At 34.8% G+C, this 21230-nt stretch carries 13 protein-coding genes and 1 pseudogene; 6 read left to right on the forward strand and 8 right to left on the reverse strand.

The window, feature by feature from the left end; all coding sequences use genetic code 11:
• Positions 1-6 precede the first annotated feature (6 nt).
• Genes ABW636_RS08975 through ABW636_RS08990 form a run of 4 tightly spaced genes read right to left on the reverse strand, consistent with a single transcriptional unit; the run spans position 7 to position 6487 of the window.
• Positions 7-2448, reverse strand: a complete 2442-nt coding sequence (locus tag ABW636_RS08975; protein ID WP_367589638.1) for a GNAT family N-acetyltransferase — start codon at positions 2446-2448, stop codon at positions 7-9.
• Entirely contained in the window at positions 2445-3641 is a 1197-nt protein-coding gene (locus ABW636_RS08980; RefSeq protein WP_367589639.1) for an MFS transporter, read from the reverse strand. The genes ABW636_RS08975 and ABW636_RS08980 overlap by 4 nt, the downstream gene beginning before the upstream one ends.
• Positions 3638-4978 (reverse strand): lysine N(6)-hydroxylase/L-ornithine N(5)-oxygenase family protein, encoded by a 1341-nt coding sequence (locus ABW636_RS08985; protein WP_367589640.1) that lies wholly within the window; start codon positions 4976-4978, stop codon positions 3638-3640. Before ABW636_RS08985 ends, ABW636_RS08980 begins: the two co-directional genes overlap by 4 nt.
• 3 nt (positions 4979-4981) lie before the next feature.
• Positions 4982-6487, reverse strand: a complete 1506-nt coding sequence (locus tag ABW636_RS08990; protein WP_367589641.1) for a pyridoxal phosphate-dependent decarboxylase family protein — start codon at positions 6485-6487, stop codon at positions 4982-4984.
• Between the two features lie 224 nt (positions 6488-6711).
• Between ABW636_RS08990 and ABW636_RS08995 the strand changes: the two genes are divergently transcribed.
• From ABW636_RS08995 to ABW636_RS09015, 5 genes are all read left to right on the forward strand, one after another.
• Positions 6712-7020, forward strand: a complete 309-nt coding sequence (locus ABW636_RS08995; protein ID WP_367589642.1) for a DUF6660 family protein — start codon at positions 6712-6714, stop codon at positions 7018-7020.
• 122 nt (positions 7021-7142) lie between these two features.
• The gene (locus ABW636_RS09000) at positions 7143-11474 is read left to right on the forward strand and encodes a CusA/CzcA family heavy metal efflux RND transporter (RefSeq protein ID WP_367589643.1); all 4332 of its coding nucleotides are present in this window, start codon (positions 7143-7145) and stop codon (positions 11472-11474) included.
• A 7-nt stretch (positions 11475-11481) separates the two neighbouring features.
• A complete protein-coding gene (locus ABW636_RS09005) occupies positions 11482-12675 on the forward strand; it encodes an efflux RND transporter periplasmic adaptor subunit (RefSeq protein WP_367589644.1) in 1194 nt (397 codons plus the stop codon).
• Between the two features lie 5 nt (positions 12676-12680).
• Positions 12681-13094, forward strand: coding sequence for a Fur family transcriptional regulator (locus ABW636_RS09010; RefSeq protein WP_367589645.1), 414 nt, complete (start codon positions 12681-12683; stop codon positions 13092-13094).
• A 179-nt stretch (positions 13095-13273) separates the two neighbouring features.
• Positions 13274-15211, forward strand: a complete 1938-nt coding sequence (locus tag ABW636_RS09015; protein WP_367589646.1) for a heavy metal translocating P-type ATPase — start codon at positions 13274-13276, stop codon at positions 15209-15211.
• A gap of 74 nt (positions 15212-15285) precedes the next feature.
• Here the strand turns inward: ABW636_RS09015 and ABW636_RS09020 are convergent, their stop codons facing one another.
• The 3 genes from ABW636_RS09020 to ABW636_RS09030 all read right to left on the reverse strand — a co-directional run bounded on the left by ABW636_RS09020 (position 15286) and on the right by ABW636_RS09030 (position 19482).
• Complete coding sequence (locus tag ABW636_RS09020; protein ID WP_367589647.1) at positions 15286-15729, reverse strand: nuclear transport factor 2 family protein; 444 nt, start codon at positions 15727-15729, stop codon at positions 15286-15288.
• A 218-nt stretch (positions 15730-15947) separates the two neighbouring features.
• Positions 15948-18356 (reverse strand): serine hydrolase, encoded by a 2409-nt coding sequence (locus ABW636_RS09025; protein WP_367589648.1) that lies wholly within the window; start codon positions 18354-18356, stop codon positions 15948-15950.
• A gap of 100 nt (positions 18357-18456) precedes the next feature.
• Complete coding sequence (locus ABW636_RS09030) at positions 18457-19482, reverse strand: helix-turn-helix domain-containing protein (protein WP_367589649.1); 1026 nt, start codon at positions 19480-19482, stop codon at positions 18457-18459.
• A gap of 319 nt (positions 19483-19801) precedes the next feature.
• On the opposite strand from ABW636_RS09030, the gene ABW636_RS09035 reads away from it, so the two are divergent.
• Positions 19802-20893: a formylglycine-generating enzyme family protein gene (locus tag ABW636_RS09035; protein ID WP_367589650.1), complete on the forward strand. Its 1092-nt coding sequence runs from the start codon at positions 19802-19804 to the stop codon at positions 20891-20893.
• 124 nt (positions 20894-21017) lie between these two features.
• On the opposite strand, the pseudogene ABW636_RS22565 reads toward ABW636_RS09035, so the two are convergent.
• A pseudogene (locus ABW636_RS22565) lies at positions 21018-21230 on the reverse strand (hypothetical protein); the annotation flags it as partial.

Raw genomic sequence — 21230 nt, forward strand, 5'->3', positions numbered from 1 at the left:
TAATCTTCAAGAAACTGTTTCAAGAATCTCTTTTTTATAAGCTGCTATTGGGTTCTTCAACCTTCCTGCAAACTGTAATAAAGCTACAGGATCATCCAGATCAATCATTTGTTTGTGATTGTTTAATTGCAATCTATTAAGGCACGACAACTGAAAATCGGAAGCAAACAAATCATATTGCTTAAACTTTGTTGTGTGTTGTGGATAACGTTCCTGATACTCCTGAATGTTAGAGGCCACAACTTTCCAGAATTTTGCTTCAGAAAAACTGGCATACTGTTCTAAAATATGTCCCATAAACCTAAAGAATCCATCAAAAACATCTGTAAAAATGGATAACAACTTTACGTCTTCAGGTACGGGAGCATACATACGTTTTAGATGCTCTGGCAATACTACATCTGAGCTCAGGATACACGCTTCTTCGGTAATATCTTTCAGCAAAACCTTTACCGGAATATGATCTTCTAACACCATAATGATGTTTTCACCATGTGGCATAAATACCAGATCAAAATGATAAAAACAATGTAACAATGGGCTCAAATACGCTTTTAGGTATTTTTCTAACCAATGTTCTATAGACAAACCAGAAGCTTTTATGATTTTTGGTAATAATGCGTTACCGTGATGATCAATATGTAAAAATGCTGCCATCGTCATAGGTTGTTGTTCTTTAGTTACAACAGATATCGGACTTTCTCTCCATAGAGAAGCTAACATTTTATTATAATCGTTATGAGGGCCAAATTCTTCGAAATATGGGTTTACATAACTCACCGATGCTATTTCTCCCAGCATACTAAACCCGGTTTCTTGTATATACGCATCATTATATAAAAGCTCTTCTAACCATAGTGCCATTTTGGGAGCGGTCCCTAAATAATATAAAGGCAAACCTCTCATAAATCCCATGTTTAGAATTGACAAGGCAGTTTTTGTATAAAATTTATGAGGGTTGGTACTATTAAAAAGTGTTCTAATAGATTGTTGCGCAAAATATTGATCCGGACCATATCCCAGACAGATTAGGTTTCCTGTGGCAATTTCGGGTGAGAATATATTGGCTAATTTATTAAACCATTGCCAAGGATGCATAGGAATAAAGAAATAATCGTCCGGATCAAATCCTTTGCTAATAATCATCTTATTAAAAGAGGTAATAGTCTCTTCATCCAATTCTTGTTGAATGATTTTCTCATAAGGCAACTCTTCTATGGCAGCATATACAGCCCTACTTTTATGGCCGGCCAACCACAATAGTGAAAAAGAGTTTCCTGCCTCGGGAGCATATGCTCTATAATCACTGCTATCAAACCCTATACGCCCATTATTTGCCAAAAAACCAGGGTGTCCCTCGGTCATAGATTGCTCGATGGTTTGAAAATCTGCAGTAACCAATTCTTCTGCGGTAGGATTTCCTTTTAAGAACTTAAAAGCACTTCCGTATAGCGTACTAATAACCTCTTCTAAGTATACAGGCATCTGTGAGTCACTTATACCCAGTTGTTTTCTAAATTCTTTAATAAAAAGAACCCCATCTAACACAACAGTCTCACTTTTAGCAAACTTCTTGATAGAAGCTGTATCTATCTGCAGGTGATTTAATGCCAATGGCTTTGCAAGAAACTGATACGTTATCTTTGGGTCATCAGATTTTGTAACATAATGATTCCATCCTCCTTCTAATTCTTCTATTATATCAGGTTTAATAAGTAGTTCATGATTAAATTCACAAATTGCTTTGGTGATGAATAATGTATTTATTTTTACCCATACTTCTGGTTGTAAATGAGCAATCGATTGTTGGGGCGAAACGGCGTGATCTAATGTATTCATGGCACTTCTCTTATTAATATTTGGTAAAAATTTAAGTTGTTGGTATGTATGTCTTTCTAAAAAAGCTAATTGCGCTGTTTTATGAGGTAATTCTACTATCTTATCCAAGGTGAACCCAATTCGTTGACACAAAGCGAACATTTTTTTGTTTCTTATATCGGGTTCAACAAGAATCCTATTTACTTCTTTATCTTGAAAAATGAATTCCATGATTGTATTGAACAAATACCAGGTGAAGTTTGGAATTTTGACTGTGGGTGGCGCTACGATGATATGAATCCCACAATCATCATTTTTTGCAAAATACAAGGTTCCGACATCATCTTTTTGAGGGTGATATCGTTCTAGTACAAAAACAGGTTGTTCTTGATATACTCCTACAAAAACATCATAATGATCTGGTTTTTGTAAACGTGCATATTCTTGCTCGACCTCTTGTATTGTGGTCCCTTGCATTCCCCAAAAAACCGCATAGTCTTGATTCACCCATTCGTGCAATACTTGGCTGTCCTGTGATATTCTATAAGGACGTATACTGATTTCTCCAATTTCTTCAAAAGATCTAGAAAACAAGTAATTACTATTTATATATTGATTGTTCGTATTCATTCAGAAATAGGTATGTTTTTATTAACTTTTGAATTGGGGATTTTTATTTCTATCCTGAAAATAAAATAGTATAGTAGTAAAGTGATCGCAAAGCCTGCCAGAGCGACAAAAAATGGAACCTGTAATCCTTGATTCTCTACTAAGATTCCTACCGAAAAAGAGGATAACAACACTCCAAAGTTTTGAAAAAAATGTACTTTACTGTAATCAATTGCATACGAATCTGGAGTACTCAATTCGAATAGTAAAACATCAAATTTTACTACCCCTTGAAAAATTGCCCATCCATAAATTATTCTACCTGTAATAATGACGGCTTCTAGAGGTACCCCTTGCAATAACAATCCAACCGCCCCTATTGATAATGCAGAAATGATTCCTTTAAGATGACTATTTTCTGATTTTTGTTTCGAATTTATCCAAAGTGCTAATAATGCTACAAACCCAGGGATGGCATAGATTGTACCCGAGATCAATTTGGAATCGTATTGAGAAATATGCTCCCAATAGCTTGCAAAAAAAGGCCGAATCAGGAAATCACTAAAGTATAAGATCATGGTGATCAACCCTATTTTAAGAATAAATCCTTTAGGAATAAGTCTTTTTTCTGTTTCATGACTACCCGTATCCTCTATTACTTTAGAAGTACTATAACGAGCACTCTTCAATAAATATGCGCTCATTCCCATCTGGATAAAATCTCCTAGTGCCATAATTAAAAAGATATAACTCGCATCAATTAGGTCTACGGTTAATCCACCAATAACGGCTCCCAAAATCCCTCCTAAATGTACTACTACCGACAATAGACCAATAGTACCAGGGTGTTCTTTCTTGGTGATGATTTTTAGAATGTAAGGATAGACTAACAAATAACTTCCTTTAAATAAAATCATTACCAAAGAAATGATCCAAAAATTGACATAAGAGGTAGTCCAATAGCAATATAATGCCAAAATACCCGCAATGCATTGCGTATATACCAGGATATTCAATTCGGCTACTTTTTTAGAGATATACGCCCAAAACGGAAATGCAATCATTACCATAAAACAAATAGCAGCAAAATAATACCCTACATACTTAGGGTCTGTAACCCCAAAACGAGCTTCAAAAAACTGTGGATAAAAAGGGTGTAAAAGATAATCACTAATTACAGCTACCAAAGTCATTATAATTAGAAAATTCTTCATCTGACTACTTCTTCAACTGTGATTTCTTCTTCCTTAGTAACTTCAAATTGCTGAAATGCAATACGTTTTTCTATGGGATAATGATCAACACCTGTTAACTCTTTGATGATGTATGAGTTTCTATAACAAGCCATTCCCAAATCTGGGGTTACAAAACCATGAGTGTGCAACTCTGCATTTTGAACAAAAATATCCTGACCTTTTGTATCTATGGCATAATTACGATGTACATCATATCTGCCTTTTTCATCCCAACAGATTCTATCTTTTATTCCTTCAATAAATTCTGGTTGTCTATAGGCATACCCTGTAGACAAAATCAACCCTTCTGTCTCATGACTGTAATGTTTATGCTGCTCTTCCTGGTGTATTTCTAGGTAGAATTTTTCCAATACATCATCATAGACTGCCTTTTGTAAAGCAGAATTGGTTCTAAGGTTCACTTTTAGTTTATGAGTTAATTGTTTAGTGTACATTAAATCAAAAATATCTGCTATCAAATCTTGGTTAATACCTTTATAGAGATGTTTTTGATTATTGATTAAATCCTCTCTTTTAGAAGAGGGGAGATTATAAAAATAGTCTACATACTCTGGTGATGTCATTTCTAAAGTAAGCTTCGAATATTCTAAAGGGAAGAACCTAGGTGATCTTGTAATCCAATTCAACTCGTAATCCTTTTGATCGATATCTTGTAAGAGATCATAAAATATTTCTGCTGCACTCTGACCACTTCCTAAAACTGTAATTGATTTTTTGGATTGTAGTTTTTCTTTTTGATATAGATATTGTGACGAGTGAATTACACTTTCTTTTAGTGTCTCACAGCACTTAGGAATATACGGTTGCGTACCCGTACCTAACACCAACTTTCTAGTTTTATAAACTTTTCTTTGACTGGTTTTTACACATTTTGCAAATACCACATAACACTGCTCTATATCATTGTATTGCACTGCTAAAACTTCGGTCTGAAAATGAACATTAGACAGTTTTCTAATCGCCCATTGGCAGTATTGATTGTATTCTCTTCTAAGCAAAAGAAAGTTTTCTCTTATATAAAAAGAATAAATCCTTCCTTGTTCTTTTATATAGTTTAAAAAACTAAATGGATTTGTTGGATCTGCCAAAGTAACCAAATCGGCCATAAAAGGAATTTGTAAGGTGGTATCCTGAAGCATCATTCCTGGATGCCAGTCAAATTTTTCACTTTTATCCAAAAAAATTCCATTAACACTATCCAACATTTCTGTTAGGCAAGCCAATCCCAAATTAAAAGGCCCTACTCCTATGGCTAAAAAATCTACTATTTTATCTTCGTTCGTATGCATCATCATGAATTAATTGTTAGTTGTATAAGTTTTTGCCGTTTGTTTAATCAATTGAATAATATGTAGTAGATCATCTACTGTACTTTTTGGGTTTAATAGGGTAAATTTCAAGTAGGTTTTACCTTCTAATTTTGTACTTGCCACAGATGCCTGCCCAGATTTAAAAAGGGTGTTTTTTACATAAAGGTTGATCGTATCATGCATGGTATTATTCTCTATTCCTTCTGTCTTATATCGAAATACCAACGTACTTAATTCGGGTTTGTGAGCAATCTCAAAATTAACATCATCCTTAATACTATGGTATAGGTCTAATGCCAGATAGTGTACTTTTTCAAGGAAAAGCCCAATGTTCTTTTCTCCTGTCATCTTAAGTGTAAACCAAAGTTTTAATGCATCAAACCTTCGAGTGGTCTGAATGGATTTTTCTATCAGATTAGGGCACTCATCATCACGATGTTCTTTGGGGTTTAGATAATCTGCATAGTGTGATACATATTTAAAATTATCTGCATTTCTAGTTAAAAAAACACTAGAACAAACTGGTTGAAATAAGGTCTTATGAAAATCAATGGTTACAGAATCTGCTTCTTCGATTCCATTTAATAAATGCTTATGCGTATCGGTAAGTACGTAACAGCCACCATATGCTCCATCAACATGAAACCAAATATCATACTCTTTTGCAATTTTAGACAGCGTAGCAATCGGATCAAAACTTCCGAAGTCGGTAGTACCTGCTGTTGCAACAATGGCAATTGGGATATAACCAGCCTGTTTTTCCTTTTCGATTGCTTGTACCAAAGCTTCTGGCTTCATTTTCATTTTATCGTCTGTAGCCACAGGAATAACTGCATCATATCCCATTCCTAGCAGTGCCGCATTTTTCTTTATACTGAAATGTGCCTTCTCTGAGCAGAAAAAACGAAATTTACTAACTACATCAGACCATCCATTTTCTTTAAGATTTAATCCATAATATTTAAACGCATAATGATCTCGTGCCATTAAAAGTGCCATAAAATTAGATTGGGTACCACCACTGGTAAAAACCCCGTCTGATAAAGATGGTAGCTGCATCTGATCACAAATCCATCGAATCATTTCTTGTTCTATCAGCGTAGCAGAAGTACTTTGATCCCAGGTTTCTACCGCTGTATTAATAGAAGAAGCCATCAAATCACCTACGATTGCGGGTAGTAAAACGGGGCAATTAAGATGTGCCACATAATTTTTATGATGAAAGCCAATTGTATGGTCAAGGTATAGTTCTTTCACCTCTTGCAGCGCATCATCGATAGACAAGGTTATCTCTGGGTTTGCCGAAATCTGATGTTTTCTGGTTCTAAGGCTATCAGGGGGTTCGCCACTATAAAAATTCTCATTATCTAGAAAATCTGCTATATATTGAGTGGCTTTATGAATGTATTCCTGGTATCTGTATTTTGATTGAGGATCAAAAAATTGATCAATTTTTAAGTCGGTAACTAAACTAGTTTGTGTGTCTAGGAGCATATTATTTTTATTTAATCTAAATAAGTTGTGCAAATTTATACTCGAAAGCAAACAAACAGATGACGTATTATGGATAAAAAAAGACGTGTTACGATTCTGACTCTTCAAATTTCATGGCAAAGCGCTCTATATCAACATTGTTTCTGTTGTTTATTATATTTATTATAAAACTCAATCAAATCTTTGCACAATCATTGCATCTTATAATTTGTATATTTGTGATAATGAAACTCATCGCTTTTATATTATCTATCTATATTTTGGCACTTAACTTTGTGCCCTGTGAAGATGATCATTGTGCCGATGAGGATACCGTTTGTATAGAAGCAACCGAAATTCATGATGCAGAGCATAGTCATGCCGACTTATGTTCTCCCTTTTGTGAATGCCAGTGTTGTCATATGCATGTAACCTATACTGCCTTGGCCAACACTCTTATAGTTGCCCCAGAAATATCTACAGAAGTTTTTTTACATTTCGACAGTTTAGGTAATGATTTTACAACAACCTTACTACAACCTCCTAGGGCATAATCTGTACTTTTTATGGGATACCTATGTCCCGTTCTGATCTATTCTCAAGGTCATTTTGTTTCGAATGATTTGATGTTTCATCAAATGATATCGATATTTTTAATTGTAGTAATTCTTTTCTTATGATCAATAAAATCATTGATTTTTCAATCCATAATAAATTTATTATTGGCTTGTTTACCCTTGCCATAATTGTAGCAGGTATATGGAGCATTACCAAAGTTCCCATAGACGCCGTGCCCGACATTACTAATAATCAGGTACAGGTCATCACACAAGCACCCAATCTAGGCACAGAAGAAATCGAACAGTTTATTACCTATCCGGTAGAGTTGGCTATGAGCAATCTTCCTGATGTAAAAGAGATTCGTTCTGTTTCCAGATTTGGCTTATCGGTAGTCACCATTGTTTTTGATGATACCATGGGCACCTATCTGCCCAGACAATTAGTTTCTGAGAAACTACCTGAAATTCAAGAACAAATCCCTACTGGTTTTGGTAAACCCACAATGGGACCTATTTCTACTGGCTTAGGTGAAATTTATCAATATACCTTAGAAGTTGATGAGCCTCATAAAAACTCCTTTGATGCAACAGAGCTACGTACCATCCAGGATTGGATCGTGCGTCGACAAATGGCAATGGTGCCCGGTGTCATCGAGGTCAACGCTTTTGGTGGTAAAAAGAAACAGTATGAAGTTACTGTAAAACCAAATGAATTAAGAGCTATAAACATCACCATTTCTGATGTTTTTAAAGCCTTAGAAAACAATAATCAAAATACAGGAGGCGCCTATATCGAAAAAAACCACCAGGCCAACTTTATTAGAGGTGAAGGGTTGGCTAGAAGTATTGCTGATATTGAAAATATTGTTGTAAAAAACAGTAATAACATACCCATAAAAATTAAAGACATCGCCACAGTTACCATTGGTAATGCTGTTCGGTATGGTGCATTAACAAAAGATGGAAAAGGGGAAGCTGTAGGCGGTATGATTTTAATGTTAAAAGGTGCGAATTCTAATAACGTAATTGATCATGTAAAAGAGCGTATAGCGCAAATACAAAAATCATTACCCAAAGGTGTTACCATACAACCTTTTCTAGATCGAAGCGAATTAATAGCCAAAACAACCGGAACGGTAACCACTAATTTATTAGAAGGCGGATTGATCGTAATTTTTGTATTGGTAGTATTACTAGGAAACTGGAGAGGTGGGCTTATTGTGGCATCTACCATTCCTTTATCACTATTATTTGCTTTTATCCTAATGAATGTTTTTGATGTATGGGCAAACCTAATGAGTCTTGGAGCCATCGATTTTGGAATTATTGTAGACGGTGCTGTGATTATAGTAGAAAGTACGGTGTTCTTGTTAATGTCTCAAATCACAAAAAAGAAAGAACTATCATCCAAGCAACGAAATACTATCACTGCTAATGCTTCTAAAAAAATGATGAATGCTGCTTTTTTTGGCCAGTTAATCATTTTAATCGTATTCATCCCCATATTAGCCTTAGAAGGTGTCGAAGGGAAAATGTTTCAACCCATGGCATTGACCTTTATTTTTGCCATGATAGGTGCTATGATTTTGTGTTTGACTTATGTACCTATGGTATCTTCCTTGTTTTTAAAAATTCCTAATGCGTATAAACCATCCTATGGGGATCAATTTGTACATTGGATAGAAAAGAAATACCAGTCATTATTGGTAAAAGCATTAAAAAAAGGGAAACTAATTGTTGGTGCTAGTATCCTTCTTTTCGGAATTACAATATACATTTTTACTCAAATGGGGGGAGAATTCATCCCGCAACTTGATGAAGGTGATATTGCATTTCATGCCATTCTAAAGCCTGGCAGTTCGCTCACCGAAACGATAGAAACCACTACCAAAATTGAACGTATTGTAAAGGCAAAATTTCCAGAGGTAGAAACGGTAGTAAGTCGAATTGGAGTGGCAGATGTACCCACAGATCCTATGCCTATGGATCTGGCAGATGTGATTGTACTGTTAAAACCCCGTAACGAATGGATTTCTGCCTCTTCAAAAGACGAACTAGTCGATAAGATGAAAGAGGCTATAAGTATAATTCCCGGAGTTAATTTTGAATTTACGCAACCTATAGAAATGCGTTTTAACGAGTTACTTACAGGAGTACGAGAAGATGTTGCGATAAAATTATTTGGTGAAGATTTGCAGGTTTTGGCTGTAAAAGCAAACGAAATTGGAAAGTTAATTGCAAATATCCCTGGAGTTGCAGATATGAAAGTAGAAGCTACTACCGGACAACCACAAATTTCTATTCATTATAACCGAAACAAATTGGCACAATATGGGTTGCAGATTAATACCCTAAACAATACTGTACAAACTGCTTTTTCTGGGGGTAATGCAGGAGTCATCTTTGAAGGTGAAAAGCGATTTGATTTGGTTGTAAGATTAGATAAATCCAATAGATCAGACATTTCTGATATTCAAAACCTATTTATCAATGTCCCCTCTGGTGCTCAAATTCCACTACGAGAATTGGCTGATATCAGTTATCAACCGGGACCCATGCAAATTAGTAGAGATAATACCAATAGAAGAACTTATGTAGGGATAAACATTCGAGATAGGGATGTTAAATCTGTGGTAGATGATATTCAGGCAGTTTTAGATAAAAACCTCAACTTACCTCCTGGGTATTACATACGATACGGTGGTGCATTCGAAAACTTAGAGCGTGCCAGTAATCGTCTTCGAACTGTGGTTCCTATTGCATTACTACTCATATTTGTTCTTATTTATTTTGCATTACAATCACTGCCTCAAACCTTACTAATTTATATCGCCATTCCTATGGCGACCATCGGTGGGGTGTTTGCTCTTTGGTTACGAGATTTACCTTTTAGTATTTCTGCAGGTGTTGGATTCATCGTTTTATTTGGGGTAGCTGTATTAAATGGATTGGTTATGATTAGTGGTTTAAATGAACTTAAAGAAGAAGGTATTACTAATTTGAAAGATCGAATCCTAGAAGGTACCAAAAGACGTATACGGCCCATTATGCTTACCGCTTTTACAGATGTATTAGGATTTTTACCCATGGCTATTTCTTTGTCTGCAGGGGCAGAAGTACAACGCCCTTTGGCAACCGTGGTTATTGGTGGTTTATTTACTTCAACTTTGTTAACCTTATTCATATTACCTATAATCTATCATTGGGTAGAAAAAGGAGTCTTTAGTTTCAAATTCAATAAAAAACTAACTACTTCTGTTACTACAATAATCCTGTTGTTTACATTTTCTGTAACTAGCAATGCACAAGAAATAGATAGTAAGTACCCCCAAATAGATATTCAGGAAGCTGTTGCTATTGCTAAGGAAAATTACCCCCTCTTAAAACAGAGGCAATTAGAACTCACAAAACAGCAATTGCTAAAAAGTACCGCATTAGATCTGGGAACCACAAAGATTTTTACCAGTGGAGAAGAAATAAATGATGAACGAGGGGTATACACGACAATAGGAATTGGTCAGTCTAATATCGACTTATTTGGTATAGTGCAAAAAAAACGGTTACAAAAACAGCGTATCGAATTAGCCAAAAAAGCATATCAAATTTCTGAACGACAATTAGAAATGCAAGTAAAACAAGCTTGGGCAAATGCATACCAATACCAAAAGAAATATCAACTTTATAAAGAATTGGATACTATCTATACCAATTTTGAAAAAGCAGTGACATTACAATACGAAGTAGAAGCTATTTCTAGATTAGAATATGCAGCTTCCAAAAATCAAGCATTACAGATAAGAAACGCCAAAGAACAGGCACATAGTGATTATACTATTGCATTAGAGCAATTAAATCTTTGGCTGTTATCAGATGTATATTATACTGTTTCGAATGATGATCAAGTAACTCTTACCACTATGGAGGATACCACTATCGAAACACACCCCGAATTTACTCTGACTCAAAATCTAGTAGAAGAAGCCAAAGCAAATTATAAAGCCGCCAAAGCAACTAATTTACCTAAATTCAATCTACAGGGTGGTTTACAGAAAGTAAATGGTACTACTGGTTTCTATACATATCAGGCAGGAATTTCTCTTCCCTTTTTATCAGGTGACAATAGAGCAAAAATTAAAACAGCAAGAATAAATAAAGAAATAGCAGTATCAAATATTGAGTACCAACAGCAAGAAATACAATCCAGATACAGTCAAGCCAAAGAACACTATAAAAAATGGGAGACTTCTTGGGATTTTTACAATACTAAGGTACTCCCTCTTGCAAAAGAACAACGACAAGGCGCTTTATTAGCCTTTAAAGAAGGGGCAATAACATTTGTAGGCTTCAGTCAAATCATGAAAGATACCATACAAACAGAATTGGATGCTCTAAAAGCACTCGAAAACTATTTTTATAGCTTATTTCAATTACAATATTTTAAACAATAAATTACCGATGCAAAAGATCATATATACTATATTTATACTACTAACATTAGTAGTAACCTCATGTGCTAACAAACAACAAAATAAAACAGAAACACATGATGATGAAAAAGACAAACACGATGAAGAACACCATAAAGGGCATGGTGAAGAAGTAATGTTAACTGCTCAACAATTTGAATCGCTTCAAATGAAAATTGACAGAATAACCAAACGTAATATGACTGGTTTTGTAGAAGCCAATGGTACGCTCGAAGTACCTCCTCAAAACGAAGCTTCTATCACCACCGTTGTAGGGGCTAACATAGCTTCTATAGAAGTCATAGAAGGAGACAAGGTTTCTAAAAATCAGATTGTAGCCTATTTATCACACCCTAATATTATTAAGATACAAACCGATTATCTAAACGCATACAATCATAGCATTTTTTTACAGAAGGATTATCAGAGACAAAAAAAGCTATATGATGCCGGAGTAGGATCGGGGTTAAACTTTCAAAAAGCTGAAGCCGAATATAATGCATCCAAAGCAGTAGTAAAGGGGCTCGAAGCGCAATTAAAAATTTTGAACATCAATCCTTCTGGTGTTCGCAAAGGCACTATATATCAACGTATCGGCCTTCGCAGTCCCATCGAAGGTTTTGTACAAAAAGTTGAAGTAAAGACTGGACAATATGTAGAACCGCAAACAGAACTTTTCGAAATTGTAAACACGCATCATATACATGCCGATTTGATGGTATTCGAAAAAGACGTATATAAAGTAAAACAGGGACAAAAAGTAAGCTTTAGTGTACAATCTATCCCGGGTAAAGAACTCACTGCCGAGATTTACTCGGTGAGCAAAACTTTTGAAGAAAACCCAAAAGCACTACACGTACATGCCGAAATTGAAAATAAAAAAGGTAATTTAATCCCTGGTATGTATATACAAGGTAAAATCCAGGTGGATAGCACAAATACAAGTGCATTACCAAAAAATGCTATTATTAAAGAAGGTGATAAATTTTATGTATTTTCTGTAGAAAAAGAAAATGAAGACTGGAGTTTTAAACCTTTAGAAATAATTCCTGGAGTATCTGATGGAAATTGGACCTCGATCCAGTTTATGAATGAAGTAGCACCCAATACAAAATTTGCATTAAACAATGCATACTACCTTATCGCCGAAATGAAAAAAGGAGAAGCAGCACATAGCCATTAAGAACCATGAATGCCATAGAACAATTTTTTGCAACTAAAAATATCAGAGTAACCGCAATGCGGCTTTTGATCTATAGATTTCTGGCGGATAAGCAAGTTGCGGTTACGCTAAGTGATATAGAAAAGGTATTCGAAAAGGCAGATAGAACTACCTTGTACAGAACCATAAAGACTTTTGAAGAAAAGTGCATTGTTCATCAAATAGATGATGGTACGGGTGTTACAAAATACGCTTTATGTGAAGGCGATTGTAATTGTGAAATAAATAATGATTTACATCTGCATTTTCATTGCAATATGTGTAATAAAACTGTTTGTTTAACCGATCATAAAATACCCCAAATAAAAGTCCCCAATGGTTTTATTTCAGAAGATGTAAACCTTGTGGTAAAAGGAGTATGTAATAAATGTAGTTCATAGCAATTATTTATAGCAGTAAGATATATGGTTTGGTTTCAAAATACAATTACCTTACTTTTATCGTTATATACGAAGAAAGTACTTTATTCTATGTAGATTAAACGTACTGGTATAACAATGCACTTCTGTTGCATTGTTTTTAATAGCATCTTTGAATTATCAAATTAGAAGCCGCTAAAATGAAACTAAATGCAGATATAAGTTCTCCGACAATAAATAATCCGGCTATTGGATGTAGCTGCAATCACAATCATGAGGTTACCGGCCTAAAAGTATATTTACCCGCTATTGTAAGCTTTATAATGCTTATTATAGGAATTATTGTAGATTACTTTAATATACTTCCTTTGTTCGAAGGGTGGATACGTATACTATGGTATAGTATTGCCTATATACCTGTTGGTTACCCTGTACTTAAAGAAGGGTGGAAAAGTATATTGAGAGGAGACTTTTTTACAGAATTCTTATTGATGTCTATTGCTACTGCTGGTGCATTTGCAATAGGGGAATATCCAGAAGGTGTTGCTGTTATGTTATTTTATGCTGTGGGAGAATTGTTTCAAAGTGCTGCGGTAAATAAAGCCAGAGGAAATATCAAAGCTTTGTTAGATGTGAGACCCAAAGAGGCCAATGTGTTTCGCAATGGCGATATCGTAACGGTGTCTCCCGAAACGGTAGCAATCGGAGAAAAAATTCGGGTACGGGTAGGAGAAAAAATACCTTTAGACGGAACATTAATCTCTGCAAAAGCATCTTTGAACACCGCTGCGTTAACAGGAGAAAGTAAACCCGATACCCTAACAAAAGGATCAGAAGTATTTGCAGGAAGTATTAATTTAGAAAATGTTATAGAAATCGAGGTTACCAAGGTATTTAAAGACAGTTCTATTGCCCGTATACTCGATCTGGTTCAAAATGCAACCGCCCGTAAATCTAAAACAGAATTATTTATTCGAAAATTTGCTAGAGTGTATACGCCAATTGTTGTATTTCTAGCTATAGGAATCACGTTACTCCCCTACTTTTTTGTAGAAGAGTATATTTTTAGAGATTGGTTGTACAAAGCTTTAATTTTTCTGGTAATATCTTGCCCTTGTGCTCTGGTTATTTCTATTCCGTTAGGTTATTTTGGTGGATTAGGAGCCGCATCAAAAAACGGAATCCTGTTTAAAGGAGCTTCTTTTCTAGATGCGATGACCAAAATAAACACATTGGTGATGGATAAAACAGGAACTGTTACCAAAGGAGTATTTAAAATTACAGAGATAAAATCTTATGGATGGTCAGAACAAGAATTAATGCAATATCTACTTGCTATAGAGGCACAATCTACACACCCTATAGCACAAGCTATAATGCAATACGAAATCAATGCTACCTATACGGCAACACGGGTAACAGAAATAGCTGGAAAAGGGTTACAAGGAATTGTAAACAACAAAACGGTTCTTGCGGGAAATAAAATATTAATGACAAGCCATGGTATCGAAATACCCAAAGAAACCGAAGGCATTGTAACATCTGTAGTACTTGTTGCTATCGAAAATCAATTTGCTGGATATGTAGTTATTGCAGACGAATTAAAAGAAGATGTAAAAGAATCGATTACACAATTACGTAAAGTGGGTATACAAGAGATGATAATGCTTTCTGGAGACAAAGATTCGATCACTCAAAAAGTAGCATCTGATCTTGGCATTAAAAAAGCAAAAGGAGAACTACTCCCCGAAGACAAACTAAATGAAGTAGAAAAATTAAAAGTTAATGCTACTGGCAAAATTGCCTTTATTGGTGATGGTATTAATGATGCTCCTGTTTTAGCTACAAGCGATGTAGGTATTGCTATGGGTGGTTTGGGTAGTGATGTCGCTATAGAAACTGCAGACATTGTGATACAAACAGATCAACCATCAAAAATTGTTAAAGCCATTAAAATAAGCCGCTCTACTCGAAAAATTGTTTGGCAAAATATTATTCTAGCTTTTGGAATAAAACTAGCAATCATGATCCTAGGAGCAGGAGGATTGGCTTCTATGTGGGAAGCCGTATTTGCCGATGTAGGTGTTGCTTTACTGGCAATCCTAAATGCAATACGTCTACAACATATGAAATGGTGACCGCGCATAGAATTTATAACTACTGTACAACGGTCACCAAGTACTAAACTAATGAATACTTACTTTTTAATTTGTTAAGGCTTTGGTATTGCTCTCCCAGTGTAGCTTTTATGTACTATTTTCCAGGTTCCCTCATATTTAAGTAACAGAAAGTAATCGGTAAAAACTTTATAATTGGGAATTACAATTTCTGCTTTTGCAATAGCCGCATCTTTTTCAAAATCAATCGAAATAATACGGCCTATTCGGTTTGTTTTTTTGCCTTCTTTGACTCTGGAGATATATTGCTTACCAGAACGTATCCATAAGGTATCATTTGCTATGGTGTAAAGATTAAAATCAGGATGAAAAACTTTCCTTAACCTGTCAGGTTCACCATTTGCTGTTCCTTCTATATAGTGCATTATGCTTTCAGTAATCTGTTCAATTTCCGATTTCGAATCACTTTTTTGAGCAGATATATGGCTAGCAAAAAGTAGTAAAACAGCGATATGTCTAATTTTGATAGTTATTGTCATGTTATATTTATGTTTTTGATTAATTCTTATTAAAAGGTTATTTGATTGTTCGATTCCTCTCATCATAATAATCTTACTGTCATTCCGAATTTATTTCGGAATCTTATTAAATTTATAAGCAAGTCTTTATGATAAGAACCTGAAACATGTTTGGGCAAACACCAGAAGTATGTGATAAAACGGCTCATCAAAAGAGTTGACCACTGTCTTAGGAATTACTATTCGATTTTTTTAAATGCTAAATTCTTAACGCGGTCAGAATTCAACTGAAATCCAGTAATATTTTGCTGTCTATCTCGTTTAAATTGAATTCCACCAAAATACCAAGAACTACTTAGGAATACATCTGTTTGAATTGGAGTAAAAGTTATTAAGGGTTGACTTTTGTTACTCGTATACAAACCCTTTTCATTTACATGTAAGGTATAATTTGCCTTTAGAGCATCACAATAATAAGTACCCGAAAACTCGCTTAAGGATTTTGCAGCATATGTAACTGGTTGATAGGTTTCATACACAAATTCATCACTCTCTCCCACAGTTACCATCATTTTTCTTTTTCTGTCTTCCTTAGAAAATTTAATTATCACCACATCATCGCTTCCTACAACCATTTGAAAAACATCCTCTGCGATCGGCACTAGAGAGCTTTCCCTATTACTCTCGTGTCTCTGGTATCTCAGGGTATCATTTTTCACATAAACTCTTCGAGCAATGGCACCATCTTCATCCCAGTAATTACCACTATAGGTTTCTAATTTTTTGGCAGTTACTTTAATTGTTTTTAGTTTACTAAAATCAATACTGGGTGGTTCAGGAAAAATATCACCCAATACTTCAAAAGCCATAGGCATAGCAAGACCGCCATTATAAGTGTTATTATTACCAAGGACAAAAGCAGTAAGGTTTTGTCCTGGAAATACAAAAATATTACTACCATAACCACCTTCTAAGCCATATGCCCAAAATTTTGGAATACCACGTTCTAAATGTTCAAATTGTTGACCATACAACAGCTTTCCGGATAACCCATTATATGTTGTTATTCTATCATCTAAAGTAACAGGAGATCGTAATTTTTTAATCAATTTTGAACTACCCACTTTTGGATCGTTAAAATTAAGGTACCAACGACTCAGGTCTTTTACAGAAGTATATAGATTGGTGGGCCCCACTATAGCATGGTTAATAAAATTATTCTTAACCTCTTTTTCTGTGACTTGATAAGAAACTGCCACATTAGGTATGATCTTTTCGGGGTCCTCACAAAACAATGTATTGGTCATTCCTAAAGGCTGAAAAATATGTTCTTTCGTAAACGCTGCAAGGCTTTGACTCGTTACTTTCTTAACAACTTCTGCCAACAAAATCATTCCTGAAGAAGTCGAAGAAAATTTTGTGCCGGGAATATAATCCAGTTTCTTTTGCTGAAAAATTAACGTTAAAGCATCTTTTTGCGTAAACACATCTTTATCCCGCCAACCGGCAATCTCTTTCAACGCCCAAAAATCATGCAACCCGCTTGATTGACTTAGTAAATGTTTTATGGTAATTTGATGTCCAAAATCTGGTAACTGCGGAATGTATTTTCGAACATCATCTGATAATGATAACCTTCCCTGTTCTGCTAATAATAAAATGGTAAAAGCAGTAAATTCCTTTGACATAGCTCCTGTCTGAAACTTGGTATCTACCGTTATGGGTAATTTGTGGGCTACATCGGCACTTCCGAAACCATTTAAATATATAACTTCTCCATCTTTTAACAGACCTGCTGCCACTCCGGGCTTAGGAGTATCATTTTTCCATTTGGCGAATATCTTATTTAAATTGCTAATAGTTTCTTTACTGATATTCGGTCCTTTTTCTCGTAATTTATCTATAATCTTATACGTCATTTTTGTAGCAGAAGTAGGATCTTGGCCTGTTACAAACCTACCATCAACAACATAAAAACTATCCCATCCTTTATCAGAGTATATAAAATTACCTTCATTGCTTTTAATTGCCTGATCCATTACAAACGGAAATGCTTTGTAATATGCTTTGTCTTTATTCTCAAATTTATCGGGATAGCCCGTTATTTTTTTTCCGGCATACAGCGATTTTCCATTTTGGTCTTTTAGATAAGCTAATCCGGCTGTGCCATGACAAATTGCCGACACAATCCCTTCGTTTTTATAGATATCTCTGGCAATGTTTTGAATAGCTTTATTTTCTGCAACACCATACATTGCTGCACCACCGCCACTATAATAAATAGCTGCATATTTTTTTGCATCAATCGCTGTAGGTTTCATAGTATGTTTCAGCTTATCCATAAAATGATTGTCATACAGATATTTCTTCTGGATACTATCAGAAGCGTTTATATACCCGATTGGAATAGCACCCCCTTTTGGGCTCATAAAGTCTACTGTAAATCCAGCTTTTGTAAGTAAGTCATAAGGAACAACAATCTCTTCAAAATGATTGGCAGCACCAATCTGAGTGTTCCCATAAAAATGTTGATTGGATGTTACAAATAGTATATTTTGTTGTGCTATACCATTTGTTTGGAAAAGACATATCGATAAAAGTACAATTACCTTTATAACTGTTCTAAGATTGAGAATGAATATCTGCATATTTAAAAAAATTATTTTTCTTCAAATATGCATAACCTCTTCGTTGTAAAGATTTTGATCTATAAATCGGTAGTTCGAATCTATAAAACCGTACTTACTATCACAGGTTTTTTTGATATTCTGTAGGTGTTTGTCCGGTGATTTTTTTAAAATTGGTAAAAAAGGTAGATTTAGAATTAAAGCCACTATCATACCCTAAACTTTCTATAGTATAATTACTTTTTGTTTGCAGTAATTCTTTAGCCTTTTCGATTCTATATTCGTTTATAAAACTTGAGAACGACTTGTATAATTGCTCGTTCAGATACTGCGATAAAGCATGTTTTGACACTTTTAATTCTTTTGCGGTTTCATCGAGTGTAAGGTTGGGATTAAGAAATAGTTCTTTTTTAACTAGTACAGAAAGTGTCTTTTTGATGTGCTCTATTGTTTCATGATCCAATTCCTTGTTTTTGTACTTCTCTTTTTCCTGAAAGAATGTAGATTTCTTAGCAGTTTTGAAAACAAACAGCAAAATCATCAGGTAAAAAACAAAAGAAAAGGACAAGGCCCCCACAATATACGAAGTATACGAACCGATTAAATATCCCAACCAAATGATAAACACTCCAAAATAGATACTAAGTAACCAAATGTCTATATTCTTTAGCTTTTCTTTCTCTTTCAATTTTCTAACAATTGGCTTCATGTATTTTACAGAAAAAATAATATAGAATAACCATTGAAAATGTATCCCGGTAACTATCCATAGTTGCCATACTTTACGATATTCTACATAAGGATAAATGATCCCTACAATAGTTATCGCTGTTATATATGGAACGATATGAATTGCCCAATTTGATTTTTTACTATTCGAATACGATTTTAGGTATAAAAACAAAAATGGCCCAATCAGAATACAGGCAGAAAGTCCAATTTGTATAAAAACATTAGCCAGCTTTGGATTAAAATAGAAAAACACTGATTTGATTATTCGAATACTAAGCATTAGAAGCAATAATGCTAAAAAATAGTTTGAAAAATTTTTCTTTTTAGCCATTAAAGCAAAATACAATGCCAGTATAAACCCATTAAACGCACCTAATGCACTAAAAAAGAAAACGAGCTGATTTGATAAGGACATTTTAGACTATATATTATAGTATTTTTTTGAATTGAATTGTAATTTTTGATTAGCTTCCAAAATACTTATTCGAAACTTTTGTACGCTAACCACATTCCTTAAAGAGAACTTGCACAATATACAAATATGTATTCGTTTCTATTTTATTCGTCTCCTAATAATTGGTTATGTTTCTAACTTTTAAAATAAGTAAACCTAGTCATAAGTAAAATAAAACATCTTTATCAATAAAAACTGACACAAAACTTTGCTTTTAATAACGAATACTATTTATATTTAATTCTGAACTTAAATCTTATCGTTTTAGACTGGTTATAATATGATGCATTTCAGATTTTTATATAGTATTGGTGTTCTTTTGATATGCTTTTCTTGCAGTCAAAAAAAGCAAGAATCAAAAAATACAGAAACAACTTCTCCTGAAACCTCATCATCGAATGACACTCCTCCGGGTATGGTATGGATTCCTGAAAGTCAATTTACCATGGGGGCATTGGCCAATGATCCTTATGCCAGAGTTGATGAAAAACCAGCTCATGAAGTAAAAGTATCTGGATTCTGGATGGATGCTACAGAAGTAACCAATGCTGATTTTAGAAAATTTGTAGAAGCTACAGGTTACATCACCACTGCAGAAAGAAAACCTGATTGGGAAGAGCTTAAAAAGCAACTCCCTCCCGGAACTCCAAAACCTCATGATTCTTTGTTGGTCGCAGCATCTATGGTTTTTACTCCTGTAGATACTAAAAATTTATTTGATTGGTCGCAATGGTGGTCATGGGTAGAAGGAGCCAACTGGAAACACCCCCAAGGACCAGAAAGTTCGATTAACGAAAAAGACACACATCCAGTAGTACAGATCTCTTGGGATGATACACAAGCCTATCTAAAGTGGGCCGGAAAGCGACTCCCTACAGATGCCGAATGGGAGCTAGCAGCCAGAGGAGGCTTAAAAAACAAGCTATATCCCTGGGGGAATGATGCTAATATTACTGCATACGGAAATACCTGGCAAGGTACCTTTCCTTTATACAATAGTCTGGAAGATGGTTATTTTACTACCGCTCCTGTAGGTAGTTACAAACCTAACGGGTATGGCCTGTATGATATGGCCGGAAATGTTTGGGAGTGGACTGCAGATTGGTATAATGTAAAATATTATCAAGAAAGTGCAAATCAAGGGATCATATCAAATCCCAAAGGAGCCTCACAACCTTACGACCCACAACAACCATATACACCCCAACGTATACAACGTGGAGGTTCTTTTTTGTGCAACAATAGTTACTGCAGTAGCTATCGAGCAAGTGCCAGAATGCATTGCAGCCAGGATACTAGTCAAGATCATGTTGGTTTCAGAGGAGTAATGTCATCAGAGCAATGGGAGCTAGCTAGAACAAAACAGTACTAATACCATTTCTCAAATGATATTACCTACTAAAATTGTTTCTTTTTGCTCCATATTTCAAAATAAAATATATCGATAGCCCTGCTATCCATAAATTTTCTTTCTCACCTGAATCAAAAACAATTGGCTAAGTTCTAAAAAGGATATGATTTAGCGCTATATTTTTAAATTCGTTCCATACTGTATTGGAAGCAAAAGCAATAGTAGCCACTGTAGCTATTCTATTTGTATCATTTTTGATTTTTTCTAGCACCAAAAACCAATTGAGATAGTTTTGGAGATATTTAGTTGCTACACCATTGAATGATTCCATGAATTTTCTAAGCCTGCTATCTAAATT

This window comes from Aquimarina discodermiae (genome assembly GCF_040786235.1).
Taxonomy (GTDB): Bacteria; Bacteroidota; Bacteroidia; order Flavobacteriales; family Flavobacteriaceae; genus Aquimarina.

Coding starts and splice junctions, on each gene's coding strand:
- ABW636_RS08975 (WP_367589638.1), bottom strand. CDS start 2,448: ATGAATACGAACAATCAATATATAAATAGTAATTACTTGTTTTCTAGA.
- ABW636_RS09020 (WP_367589647.1), bottom strand. CDS start 15,729: ATGACAATAACTATCAAAATTAGACATATCGCTGTTTTACTACTTTTT.
- ABW636_RS09005 (WP_367589644.1), top strand. CDS start 11,482: ATGCAAAAGATCATATATACTATATTTATACTACTAACATTAGTAGTA.
- ABW636_RS08990 (WP_367589641.1), bottom strand. CDS start 6,487: ATGCTCCTAGACACACAAACTAGTTTAGTTACCGACTTAAAAATTGAT.
- ABW636_RS09000 (WP_367589643.1), top strand. CDS start 7,143: ATGATCAATAAAATCATTGATTTTTCAATCCATAATAAATTTATTATT.
- ABW636_RS09010 (WP_367589645.1), top strand. CDS start 12,681: ATGAATGCCATAGAACAATTTTTTGCAACTAAAAATATCAGAGTAACC.
- ABW636_RS09015 (WP_367589646.1), top strand. CDS start 13,274: ATGAAACTAAATGCAGATATAAGTTCTCCGACAATAAATAATCCGGCT.
- ABW636_RS08995 (WP_367589642.1), top strand. CDS start 6,712: ATGAAACTCATCGCTTTTATATTATCTATCTATATTTTGGCACTTAAC.
- ABW636_RS08980 (WP_367589639.1), bottom strand. CDS start 3,641: ATGAAGAATTTTCTAATTATAATGACTTTGGTAGCTGTAATTAGTGAT.
- ABW636_RS09025 (WP_367589648.1), bottom strand. CDS start 18,356: ATGCAGATATTCATTCTCAATCTTAGAACAGTTATAAAGGTAATTGTA.
- ABW636_RS09035 (WP_367589650.1), top strand. CDS start 19,802: ATGATGCATTTCAGATTTTTATATAGTATTGGTGTTCTTTTGATATGC.
- ABW636_RS08985 (WP_367589640.1), bottom strand. CDS start 4,978: ATGATGATGCATACGAACGAAGATAAAATAGTAGATTTTTTAGCCATA.
- ABW636_RS09030 (WP_367589649.1), bottom strand. CDS start 19,482: ATGTCCTTATCAAATCAGCTCGTTTTCTTTTTTAGTGCATTAGGTGCG.